This window comes from Acinetobacter courvalinii, from assembly GCF_014635545.1.
GTDB lineage: Bacteria > Pseudomonadota > Gammaproteobacteria > Pseudomonadales > Moraxellaceae > Acinetobacter > Acinetobacter courvalinii.
On sequence record NZ_BMDA01000001.1, the window covers coordinates 1,399,307 to 1,411,807 of the forward strand.

Annotated in this window: 10 protein-coding genes; 6 read left to right on the forward strand and 4 right to left on the reverse strand. The window is 43.7% G+C overall.

The genetic code is table 11. From position 1 onward, the window contains the following. Both nirB and IEV39_RS06275 read right to left on the reverse strand, forming a co-directional pair. Complete coding sequence (gene nirB, locus IEV39_RS06270; RefSeq protein ID WP_005285516.1) at nt 1-2,547, reverse strand: nitrite reductase large subunit NirB; 2,547 nt, start codon at nt 2,545-2,547, stop codon at nt 1-3. A gap of 28 nt (nt 2,548-2,575) precedes the next feature. After that, the gene (locus IEV39_RS06275; RefSeq protein WP_005230145.1) at nt 2,576-3,928 is read right to left on the reverse strand and encodes an MFS transporter; all 1,353 of its coding nucleotides are present in this window, start codon (nt 3,926-3,928) and stop codon (nt 2,576-2,578) included. A gap of 535 nt (nt 3,929-4,463) precedes the next feature. On the opposite strand from IEV39_RS06275, the gene IEV39_RS06280 reads away from it, so the two are divergent. The 5 genes from IEV39_RS06280 to accC all read left to right on the forward strand — a co-directional run bounded on the left by IEV39_RS06280 (nt 4,464) and on the right by accC (nt 9,084). Further along, the gene (locus tag IEV39_RS06280) at nt 4,464-5,054 is read left to right on the forward strand and encodes an ANTAR domain-containing response regulator (RefSeq protein WP_005285512.1); all 591 of its coding nucleotides are present in this window, start codon (nt 4,464-4,466) and stop codon (nt 5,052-5,054) included. Continuing rightward, nucleotides 5,055-6,077, forward strand: coding sequence for an ABC transporter substrate-binding protein (locus tag IEV39_RS06285; RefSeq protein ID WP_005285510.1), 1,023 nt, complete (start codon nt 5,055-5,057; stop codon nt 6,075-6,077). Nucleotides 6,078-6,802: 725 nt separating this feature from the next. Next, nucleotides 6,803-7,252 carry a type II 3-dehydroquinate dehydratase gene (gene aroQ / locus IEV39_RS06290; protein ID WP_005285507.1) on the forward strand — a complete coding sequence of 150 codons (450 nt, stop codon included), beginning with the start codon at nt 6,803-6,805 and terminating at the stop codon, nt 7,250-7,252. A gap of 27 nt (nt 7,253-7,279) precedes the next feature. Next, nucleotides 7,280-7,702: an acetyl-CoA carboxylase biotin carboxyl carrier protein gene (gene accB / locus IEV39_RS06295; protein ID WP_005285506.1), complete on the forward strand. Its 423-nt coding sequence runs from the start codon at nt 7,280-7,282 to the stop codon at nt 7,700-7,702. Between the two features lie 17 nt (nt 7,703-7,719). Next, the gene (accC, locus tag IEV39_RS06300; protein ID WP_005285498.1) at nt 7,720-9,084 is read left to right on the forward strand and encodes an acetyl-CoA carboxylase biotin carboxylase subunit; all 1,365 of its coding nucleotides are present in this window, start codon (nt 7,720-7,722) and stop codon (nt 9,082-9,084) included. 47 nt (nt 9,085-9,131) lie between these two features. Here the strand turns inward: accC and IEV39_RS06305 are convergent, their stop codons facing one another. Beyond that, the gene (locus IEV39_RS06305) at nt 9,132-9,611 is read right to left on the reverse strand and encodes a hypothetical protein (RefSeq protein WP_032869232.1); all 480 of its coding nucleotides are present in this window, start codon (nt 9,609-9,611) and stop codon (nt 9,132-9,134) included. Nucleotides 9,612-9,813: 202 nt separating this feature from the next. Between IEV39_RS06305 and IEV39_RS06310 the strand changes: the two genes are divergently transcribed. Then, entirely contained in the window at nt 9,814-11,304 is a 1,491-nt protein-coding gene (locus tag IEV39_RS06310) for an amidase (protein WP_005285496.1), read from the forward strand. A gap of 1 nt (nt 11,305) precedes the next feature. Here IEV39_RS06310 and IEV39_RS06315 read toward each other — a convergent pair whose 3' ends face one another. Beyond that, nucleotides 11,306-12,475: an MFS transporter gene (locus IEV39_RS06315; RefSeq protein ID WP_167510600.1), complete on the reverse strand. Its 1,170-nt coding sequence runs from the start codon at nt 12,473-12,475 to the stop codon at nt 11,306-11,308. Nucleotides 12,476-12,501: the final 26 nt, after the last annotated feature.

Sequence of the window (12,501 nt, forward strand, 5' to 3'; positions counted from 1 at the left end):
TTATGCTTCAACCATGGGGATACGATCGACTGAACGTTCAGCATCATTCAAAGGGCGAATCTGATCACGTACTTGAGTAAATTGAATATGTGGATCAGCTTGTTCCTCTGCACTGGCGTTGATATAGGTTTGGAAACGTTTACGGATTTCAGGGTCTTCAACCGCAGTACGCCATTCATCTTGGTAAGTCCCAATCACGTGGCTCATACGGCTTTCGAGTTCTTCGGCCAATCCTAAGGAATCATCCACAATCACTGATTTGAGATAATCCAGGCCACCTTCCATATTGTCACGCCATACGCTGGTACGTTGTAAACGATCGGCAGTCTGGATATAGAACATAAAGAAACGGTCGATATAACGAATCAGGGTTTGAGTATCCAGATCAGATGCCAGTAGCTCGGCATGGCGTGGTTTCATGCCACCATTGCCGCAAACATATAGGTTCCAGCCTTTCTCGGTGGCAATCACCCCGACATCTTTACCTTGCGCTTCAGCACATTCACGGGTACAGCCCGACACCGCCATTTTTAGTTTATGTGGTGAACGTAAGCCTTTATAGCGATTCTCAAGTTCAATCGCCAAACCCACAGAATCATCAACACCATAACGGCACCAGGTACTACCGACACAAGATTTCACGGTACGTAAGGATTTACCGTAAGCATGACCCGATTCAAAACCTGCTGCGTTGAGCTCTTCCCAAATAAACGGCAGTTGATGGATTTGTGCACCAAATAAGTCGACCCGTTGTCCACCGGTAATTTTGGTATACAGGTTATATTTTTTGGCAATTTGACCCACGGCAATTAAGCCATCTGGTGTGACTTCACCGCCTGCCATACGTGGCACAACCGAGTAAGAACCATCTTTTTGAATATTACCCAAGTAGTAATCGTTACTGTCTTGTAGACCCGCATGGCTGGGTTTAAGTACGAAATCATTCCAGCACGATGCCAGAATATTGGCCGCCATTGGCTTACAAATATCACAGCCTAGACCATGACCATGTTGCTGAATCAAATCATCAAAGGTCTTGATTTCATTGACACGAACCAAGTGATAAATTTCTTGGCGTGAATACGGGAAGTGTTCACAGACATGGTTATTCACCGTAACGCCTTGGCGTTGCAGTTCAGACTTCAACACTTGTGTGACTAAAGGTGCACAACCACCACAGGCTGTTGCTGCTTTGGTACATTTCTTCAAAGCACCCAGTGAGGTTGAGCCATCACAAATCGCTTGACAAATATCGGCTTTAGAGACGTTATTACATGAACAAATGGTGGCACTATCAGGCAATAAATCGACACCACTGCCGCCTGCTTTGGTACCTGAATCGGCAAAGCCAGGCATAATCAGACTTTCGGGTGTTTCAGGAAGCGTCAAGCCATTCAGCATCATTTGTAGCAAGTCATTGTATTCTTTGGCATCACCGACCAAGACTGCACCGAGTAACTTGGTTTTATCTGCATCGACCACGATCTTTTTATAAACCAGTGCATCCTCATCCGCATAAAAATAGCTAAGTGAGTTTGGGGTCATGCCATGCGCATCACCCACAGATGCCACATCAACCCCCATCAACTTCAACTTGGTGCTCATATCTGCACCGGCAAAACAATGGGTTTCTTCTTCTAGAATATGTTTTGCTGCAATACGTGCCATGTCATAGCCCGGTGCGACTAAGCCATAAATTTTATTGTCCCACAGTGCACATTCACCAATCGCATAGATATGTTGATCTGAGGTTTGGCAATAATCATTGATTTTAATCCCGCCACGTTCACCCAACGCTAAACCACTGACACGCGCTAATTCATCACGTGGGCGAATCCCTGCTGAGAATAAAATGATATCTGTTTCCAGCTCGCTGCCATCCGCAAACTTCATCACATGTGTTGCGCTTTCACCCGCTTCAATACATTGCGTCGCTTTTTGGGTATGAACTTTAACCCCAAGATTTTCAATTTTACGGCGTAGAACTTTGCCACCAAGATCATCGATCTGTACTGCCATTAAACGTGGCGCAAATTCCACCACATGCGTTTCCAGATTTAAATCACGTAGCGCTTTGGCTGCTTCCAGACCCAATAAACCACCACCAATCACCACACCTGTCTTCGCATTTAAGCTTGCAGCACGAATCGCATCCAAGTCTTCGATAGTACGATACACAAAACAGTTTTCACGGTCATTACCAGAGATCGGTGGAACAAAGGCATATGAACCTGTCGCCAAGACCAATTTGTCATAATGAATCACATCATCGTAATTGGTGGTCACCGTTTGCTCAGCTGCATTAATTTCCACCGCTTTAGTATTTAACCGGAGGTCAATCCCATGCGCATCGGCAAAGTCAAAACGCGCCAGTGATAAGTCTTTTGCTGTCTTACCAGAGAAATATTCAGTCAAATGAACTCGGTCATAGGCAATACGTGGTTCTTCAGCAAGAATGGTAATTTCCAGTTCATCATCCGCTTTCTCCAGGATGGCTTCGATGAATTTATGTCCCACCATACCGTGACCAATCATCACTAATTTCATTGTGTTTCTCCCAAAATCTGTCCAATGATTAAGCTATGCTGCTGTGTTCTGAGCCACGTTCTAAAACAGCCTGTTCAAACAGACGTTGTTCTTTTTCTTTATGTTCAACTGAGAAGCGGATCAACATGACTGAACCTGCGGCAAACACCACCAGACCACCTAACACCATCAAGCAGGTTTGAATATCGACCATACCTTTTAACAAGAAGCCCGCTGCAACGGCCCCCACATTCCCGCCAGCCCCAATGATGCCTGCTACACCGCCTAAAGCATCACGATCAATAAAAGGAACCAAGGCATAAGTTGCCCCACAAGCCATATGGGTAAACAACGCAAAAACCGTCATACTGATCATGGCAAGCGCAACGCTATTCATTTGTGAAAACAGCATCAGGAATAAGCCTTCCCCCAAAATCAGGATAAATAGCACTTTGGTACGACCATCCAGTCCTTTTTTCAGTGCGACTTTGTCTGAAACCAGCCCACCCAGCGCCCGGGCAAACAGCGCCAATAAACCAAAGATTCCCGCAGCCAGACCCGCTTCCTTTAAGCCAAAATTGAAGTGCTCGACGTAATACATCGCAATGATGTTGTGCATGAAAATTTCGATACCGAAACACGCGGCATAAGAGGCAAACAGGATCCAGACACGATAGTTGCGTGCAGCATGCATCAAGATCGCAACACCGCCTTTTTTATCATTTCCAACCACCACACCTTGTGCACGCAATGCTTTAAAGTCGCCTTGAGGGCTGTCTTGGGTCAGCTTCCAGTAAAGGATACCGACAATCACCATCATCACACCCGGGACGATCAGCGCAATTCTCCAACCCATCGCTTGCTCAACACCAAACATCACCAATGCAGCCAATAACAAAGGCATTAATGCTTGTGTAGCACCACCACCGGCATTGCCCCAACCCGCAGAAGTTGCATTGGCGGTTCCCACCACATTGGGTGCAAACATAATACTGGTATGGTATTGCGTGATCACGAAGCTGGCACCGATGGCACCAATCAGCAGCCGGAAGAACAGGAAAGACTCATAACTGTTAGCAGCGGCCACACCAAATACTGGAATGCTGCCAATGAGCAACAAAGCAGTATAGGTTTTACGTGGGCCATATTTATCACACAGTGGCCCGACAATAAGGCGAACCACAATGGTGATGGCGACAGCAGCAATATTGATATTTGCGATTTGGTCTTTGCTTAAATGAAATTCACCAGCAATCACCGGCATTAACGGCGCGCAGGCAAACCAGGCAAAGAAGCAAACAAAGAAAGCCAGCCAGCTCATGTGGAATGCCCGCATTGCTGGTGCAGAAAAGTTAAATAACTTGATTGAAGTTGCTTTTTTAGCAGATAAATCTATAGACATTGCCATCTCCCATACTGAACGTAATTTGCTTTGCTGACACATCAGGTTGTGTCAACAAATCGATCAGATCGGACATCGTTGGCCGTCTTAAACATTTATAAGTCATCTTTGACTCATGGAATATTCAGCAATTGCTATGCCAACTTTTAATAATAGAACTTTGTTAATAATACAAGTATTTGTTTTATATAGATTAAAAATACAATCACTCTTCTAAAAATTGATTCTTTTTTGTCACTCCATTTATAAAAACAAGAAATGAACTGTTTTAACGCAGCATTGAAATTGCTTCAAAAAAACTCTTTTTTTGCACCACGAATGTGCAAATTTATTTTGTATTAGCGAGTCAATGCTTTTTCATTTTTCTTTCTATTAATTGCAGTACACTCCTATCTATGCAACATCTGGCAATGAATGCATTTTCAGATTTAACCCGTTATTGACTGGCATTAAATTTGCTTCAAAACAATCGTCTCTATCCTATACCGCACATGACCTTAAATGTGCTTTGACTTAGCCTTTGACCTTTATACTTATGCCGAAACTCAAGATCGCTCTTATTGATGACGACCAGGCTCGGGCTGAATACCTAAAAGCATGCTTGATTGAACATGACTTTGATGTGGTGGCTTGTTTTACGCTGGATCACTTCAATTTATTTAAACTGGAACACCTCCAAGCAGATGTGATTCTGCTGGATATGGAGCATCCACATCGCGATGTGATTGAAAGCTGTGTCAGCAACTTTGACCTTCCGACCGTGCTGTTCACCAAAAATGCAGATAAGGACACCATTAAGCAAACCATTGATGCAGGTATTACTGCTTATATCGTTGATGGTATTGACCCCAGTCGTTTACATACCATTCTGGATATTTCAATTGAGCAATATAAGAAACATAAAAAGCTGGAGGGTGACCTCAAAGATGCCAAGACCAAACTGGCTGACCGCAAAGATATTGAAAAAGCCAAAGTGTTGCTGATGCAATTGCATGGGCTGACTGAAGATACCGCCTTTCAACTGCTCAGAAAAAATGCCATGAGCCATCGTATGACCATCGGAGAAATGGCACGGCGCCTGCTCGATGCCCAGCAACTGTTAAATAATCAATTAAAGGATGAGTAAATGATTCATTCTGTCGCATTAGAAAAAACTGAATTACAACTGGGCTATATTCCTTTACTCGACTGTGTTGCCCTGCTGTGGGCCAAGCAGCGTGGTTTTTTTGCTGAAATCGGCTTAGAAGTAAATCTGGTCAAAGAAGCTTCTTGGGCCAGTTTACGCGATCGACTGGCCTTTGGCCTGCTGGATGCAGCGCATTGCTTATCGGCAATGCTTCCTGCGGCGGCCATCGGGGCTGACCAGATTGGCATTCCGTTGCAAACACCTTTGGTACTGAGTGAAAATCGCGCTTTTATTAGCATCAGCCAAAAACTCTGCTATCAACTGAATATTGATTCTCACGATTCGGCCGAGTCTTCTGCGCAAAAAATCGTTGAATATATCCAGAATAATCACCCTTTATCCCTCGCGCATGTATTTCAGTATTCAATTCATCATTACGGCTTAAGAGAATGGTTGGCCTTGGCCAGTCCTGAATTGGCACAATCCATTCAGCTGAAAATCTTACCGCCACCGTATATGGTAGAAGCCATCAGCAATCATCTGATCGATGGATTTTGTGTGGGTGAACCTTGGAATACACAAGCTGAAATTCAGGGCCTGAGCCATATTGTCTGCTCCAGCCAACAGATCATCCCGAGTGTTGCAGATAAGGTGCTTGCCGTAACACAGGACTGGGCCAGACAGCATCCCAATACGTTAATTGCACTCAGCCGTGCCATTCTGAAAGCCCAACAGGAATTACGGGAACTGCAAGACTTTAGGCAGGTATGGCAAATGCTGGTTGAGTTTGATGTGATTCAATTTCCATGTTCAGCGGAGATTCATGTCGAGAAATATTTTAGCATTCAGAAGATTATCCGTAATTTAGTGCAAAACAGCGCTGAACCTAAAGTAGAAGATTTTGAAAGGCTGTTTCAGCAAATGCATAAATGGAATGATTTGGAGCCAAAACCAAGCACTTATCTTGAGCAGGCACAGCACTGTATCTTAGGCTCGATTTATCAGGCAGCCCAAGCAAGTTAAATCCCAGACAAAAAAAAGCTGTCTTGAAGTTCCAAGACAGCATTGAAAGACCCATAAGAACTGACGCCAATCAAAAGTCAGCTCTTAAGTGATTGTTATGATATGGAACTCATGCATATCTTTTTCGGACATTTTTATGTCATTAACTGCCATCTAAAACCCGTGTTTTCATCATTTTTGCCAATGGTCATCACAACCCTAATGTTCAATCCATAAGCAGTATGCCTACCAACAATCCTACCTTTATCTCCAACTTGATCAGGCCCAGCTGTTTATATGAAAAATCAATCTTTATCTGATCCCATAGCAGGAAAATTCACGACCAAACACTCAGATTAAATATTTTAAAAACATAAACTTAAACAAATAAAAACCAAAGCTGCATTCAGCTTTTCAAAGCAATCCGACTATCCCTTAGTGTTTAAAATACGATATAAAAATCAACAGCCAGCCGCCAGATTGACTGCTGAGTTACACAAATCCCATGAACGAAATGGGGTAATTCAGTTTAAAATACAAAAAAACGAAAATACGCTGAAATTTGTCATATTTTAACATTGCCAATTCCTTGCAAAGTTTTCATTATATGCACCATGCTTGGTATGCAACATTCTTCATTGATTAAAACAAATTATAAAAAAATTGCAGAATTTTATGCCATAATAAGCAAACTTTGCAGACATCTTGCAAAAAACATTTGCAGTTTTAGAATTGGAGCAGGCTGAATGAGCTCAACCATTTTGGTGATTCACGGACCGAATTTGAACTTGCTAGGAAAGCGCGAACCAGAAGTTTATGGTTATCTCACTTTAGAGGATATTAACCAGCAACTCACTGCTCAGGCTAAACACGCATCACTCACACTAGATTCTTTTCAAAGCAATTGGGAAGGTGCGATTGTCGATCGCATTCATCAGGCACAAGCTGAAGGGGTGAAATTCATCATTATCAACCCTGCTGCCCTGACCCATACATCGGTTGCTTTACGCGATGCCATGCTCGGCGTTGCGATCCCGTTTATTGAGGTTCATTTGTCAAATGTTCACGCGCGTGAAGCATTTCGTCATCACTCATATTTATCAGATAAGGCCATTGGCGTGATTTGTGGCTTAGGTGCGAAGGGTTATTCCTTTGCACTCGATTACGCTATCGAAAAAATTCAATCTTCTAACTAATTTTAAACACATTAGGAATGCTCACTCATGGATATCCGTAAAATCAAGAAGCTCATCGACTTGATGATTGAATCTGACTTACAGGCGATTGAAGTTAAGGAGGGTGACCAGTCCATCTCGTTAACTCGTCCTACACCTGTTTATGCAGCAGCACCGGTTGCAACAGCGCCAGCAGCGTCTGCCCCAGCAGCGCCAGCAGCAAAAACACCACGTGGTGCTGTTGAAACTTCTCCAATGGTTGGTGTGTTCTATGCCGCACAAAGCCCGGGTGAAGCACCATTTGTAAATGTAGGTCAAACAGTTTCTGCCGGTGAAACACTCGGTATCATCGAAGCGATGAAAATCATGAACCCGATCGAAGCAACCAAGAGCGGTGTCATTGAAGAAATTTTAGTGAAAAACGGCGAAGTGATCCAATTCGGTCAACCACTTTTCCGCTACCGTGCTTAATTTGTCTGGGGATTCCGATGTTGCAAAAAGTATTAATTGCAAACCGTGGTGAAATCGCTTTACGAATTACTCGGGCTTGTAAAACTCTTGGCATTAAAACAGTAGGTATCTATTCAGATGCCGACAAAGACTTAATGCATTTACGCTTCGTTGATGAAGCAGTATGTATTGGGCCAGGTACCACAAGTGAAAGCTATTTAAATATTCCTGCAATTATTACTGCTGCAGAAATTACAGGTGCAGATGCAATCCATCCTGGTTATGGCTTCCTGTCTGAAAATGCTGAATTTGCCGAAATTGTAGAAAGCTCAGGTTTCATTTTCATTGGTCCTCGCCCTGAACATATCCGCCTCATGGGAAATAAGGTTTCTGCCATTATTGCCATGAAAAAGTCGGGTGTTCCAACCGTACCGGGTTGTGACCATGCGGTTACCATTCACAACGCACTTGCTGAAGCCAAAGAAATTGGCTTTCCATTGATCGTAAAAGCCGCTTCTGGTGGTGGTGGTCGTGGTATGCGTATTGTCGAACGTGTCGATACCCTGCTGGAATCAGTTCAGGCTGCACAGCGTGATGCTGAAATGTGGTTCGGTGATGATACCGTGTATATGGAGCGTTTCTTACAGAAACCTCGCCATGTTGAAGTACAGGTTCTCGGTGATGGGAATGGTCATGCGATTCACTTATATGATCGTGACTGCTCGTTACAGCGCCGCCATCAAAAAGTGCTAGAAGAAGCACCTGCGCCAAACTTACCAGAACAAGCGCGTGCGGATATTCTGGAAGCATGTGTCAATGCCTGTAAATTGATGCAGTATCGTGGCGCGGGAACATTCGAGTTCTTGTTTGAAGACGGTGAATTCTTCTTTATTGAAATGAATACACGTGTTCAGGTTGAACATCCTGTGACTGAGATGGTGACAGGCGTCGACATTATTGAACAGCAACTTCGTATTGCTGCGGGTTTAGGCTTAGCGCTTGAACAGGAACAAATCGAAGTTAAAGGTCATGCGATTGAATGTCGTATCAATGCCGAAGACCCGACTACATTCCTGCCTTCACCAGGCAAGATTGAAAGCTTCTATGCACCGGGTGGTGCGGGCATTCGCCTAGATTCACATATTTATCAAGGTTATAGCATTCCGCCTTACTATGATTCAATGATTGCAAAATTGATTGCCCATGGTAAAGATCGTGAAACTTCTCTGGCCCGTATGCGCCAAGCCTTAGATGAAATGATTTTGACAGGAATTAAAACCAATATCCCATTGCATAAAGATCTTATCCTGCAAGATAAGAACTTCTGTGAACAGGCAATGGATATTCATTACCTCGAAAAGCATTTGCTCAAACAGCTTGAACCGCAAGCTGAAAAAGCCTAAATAAAAAAGCCTCTTATTTAAGAGGCTTTTTTATATCTGTTTATTGATTAAGGTAATACGCGGCGTAAGGTTGCAAAGCATTTATCGCCCTTCTCGCTGGCACAGAAATCAATGGTGTGATCGTTTGACCATTTTACGAAATATTGGGAAACCTCGCCTGTTTGATCCTGCGCTTGGCCAGAGCAATCTTTTTCATTATTGTCATACTTGATCTGCAAGATCAGTGCAGGTAAACGCTCTTGATGATCCTCAGAAGGCTGATAATCATATAAACCGTACGACCACTCCTGTCCGCTTTTAATCACTACATCGCTGGAACCACGAAAATTATAGTATTCCACGCATTTCTTATTATTTGGAATTTCCATTCCCCATAACCCCATAATTTCAGGGCGCGTGGTTACACGAATCGCATTCGCTTTAGCCACTTGCTGAGGCGTTGGTGCTGTCTTGTTATTTACGACCGTCTCGGCCATAGTCCATGTTGAGCAAGCCCATAATAATCCAATAATATAAATATTTTTCATAGATTTAATTAAGTCGTCATCTAAAACGGTGCATGCGCTTAAATTAGCATATTTTTTGATAAAAACACGCATTCATAACCATATAAACACAATATTTTTGGCATGTAATTTAATTGATTGTTCTGTTATTTTTTCAGGTATTCTATTTTACAACTTATATTTATTTTTACTTTATAACAATTTAGCTTTAGGGATAAAAGCCATGAAGTTTTCAGAATATGTGCAATACGATGGTCTTGGCCTCGCCCAACTAGTCAAAACAAAACAAGTCCAGGCTTCCGAATTGCTGGACATTGCACTACAACGCACCCAACAGGTCAATCCCAAGCTCAATGCTGTGATTATTCCCATGTATGAACAGGCAAAACAGCGCGCAAGCCAACAACGTTCTGGCACATTTGCAGGTGTTCCGTTTCTGGTGAAGGATCTGTTTCAGGAATACCAAGGCATTCCGACCTCCTATGGTAGTCATGCCCTTAAAAATCGCAATTACATCCCTGATTTTAATGCTGAAATTGTCAATCGCTGGGAAAATACCGGTATTGTCACTTTTGGCCGGACCAATACGCCAGAGTTTGGCATTAAAGGCATTACCGAACCTGATGCATGGGGTGCATGCCATAACCCGTGGAATTTAAAGCATAATAGCGGCGGTTCTTCAGGCGGTTCAGCATCTGCGGTAGCGGCAGGTCTTGTCCCGATTGCGGGTGCAGGTGATGGCGGTGGTTCCATCCGTATCCCCGCTTCTTATTGCGGTCTATTTGGCTTAAAGCCTAGTCGCGGACGTACGCCGTGGGGACCACAATTCAGTGAGGCCATGCACGGCGCAGCCATGCAGCATGTTCTAAGCAAAACTGTACGTGATAGTGCGGCCATGCTTGATGCCGAGCAAGGCCCTGAACAAACCTCACTCTTTAGAATTGAAGCGCCAGCACAAAAATACAGTGACATCATTCAACAAGCACCTAAAAAGCTCAGAATCGCGTTTAATACTCAATCCCCGATTGGCACCAAAGTATCTCAAGATGCTATTCAAGCAGTGCAACAAACTGCAAAATTGCTGGAATCATTGGGACATATGGTGGTGGAAGATCAACCCCAAATTGATGGGTTGGCCTTGGCAAAAGACTTCGTGACCACATGGTTTAGCCAGTTTTCTTATATGCAGGCACAAATCAAACAGCAATATGGGGCAACCGATCAGGACTTTGAACTGGATTCAATCGCATTAGCCGCTTTTGGAGCCAAAACTACGGCAACAGAATATATTCATACCCTTGATAATTGGGGCCTCTATAGCACCCAGATGAATATTTTCTTTGAACAATATGACCTGTATCTTACCCCTAGCACCGCTTCGGTGGCGCCAAAGAACGGTGAAGTTGCCACACCGACGTGGCAGAAACCTATTTTGAAAGGCTTGTTAAAACTGGGCAAAGCACATTATCTCGCTCAAGGTAAACTGGTCGAAAAAATGGTACAGGACAACCTGAGCTGGGTCCCTTTTACCCAGTTAGCCAATCTCACCGGCTTGCCGGCCATGTCCGTTCCCCTCTACTGGAATAAACAAGGCTTGCCGTTGGGTAGTCAGTTTATCGCGCCGTTTGGACGGGAAGATCGCTTGCTACAACTGGCAGCACAGCTTGAACAGGCACAACCGTGGATGCCTCAATATCAGCATATCCGGCTCTAGACTAGCTTTTGGCTGCTGTTTCCACTTGATTCGGTAGCCATACCACCAATAATAGCCCCAATAACACTACAGCACTGGCACAGAAAAAGATGGTCATGCCTGAAAGCATCTGCCAGTAGTGCCCTGCCAGTAAGCTGCCAGACGCTACGCCTAAGCCCCACATGGTGCTATACAGCGCTTGTCCACGGCCTTGTTGCTCTGCCGAAAAATTCTGGAAAATGACTTTCATGGCGATCAGATGGAACAGGCCAAAACTAAAGGCATGTAAGCATTGTGTGAGTAATTGTCCAATATAATTGCTCTCTAATATCCCCACCAGCCACCAGCGCAGACTGGTGAGCAACAGACAAATCACCACCAGTGTCCGCCAAGAAAAGCGGGTAAAAAAGACTTTTTGCGCGACCGCAAACATGACAATCTCGGCGATCACCCCCATCGCCCACAAACTACCGATTTGTGTGGTACTAAATCCAATCTCTTTGAGAAAATTACTATAGAAACTATAAAAAGGTGCCAATGAAAATAATAAAATAAATTCAATACTAAAGAATGCCGCTACAACTGGTTTTTTTAGAACAGGCCACAAGGGTTGTAATTTTTTTTGCGAGCTCGGCGCATGCTCTGGTTCCTTAATGCTAAATGACCAAAGAAAGGCCAGAAATGAAATCGCTAAAAGTAAAACTGGCAGCATGGCGATCGGAATAATCTCCAGTAAGGCACCAATCACAAATACCCCGACAATAAACCCGACTGAACCCCACTTCCGTACTTTGCCATACAGTTCAGCTCGTTTCTCACCCAGCCAGAATAAGGTCACCCCTTCAAACTGCGCCAGAATAGCATTCTGGAAGAAGCTAAAAATCAGCATCAATAATGCAACCGATTGAAAGCTATTTGGAATCACAAATATAGCGAACCAGATACAGGCTTCCATCCAGGTAGCAATACGTACCAGTAGCATTCGTTTACCTGATTTATCTGCAATCCAGCCCCAAATCAGCGGTGCAAAGAAACGGGTAATAATGGCAATTGACGAAAGAATGCCGATCTCTTGATAGTTGAACCCCTGATCTTGTAGATACAGGTTCCAATACGGCATGAAAGTCCCAACGATGGAATAGTAGAAAAAATAGAAGCCTGACAGCCGAGTATTGATTGTAAGTGATGGCATTGAACTAGGGACACTAAGCTAAAAAT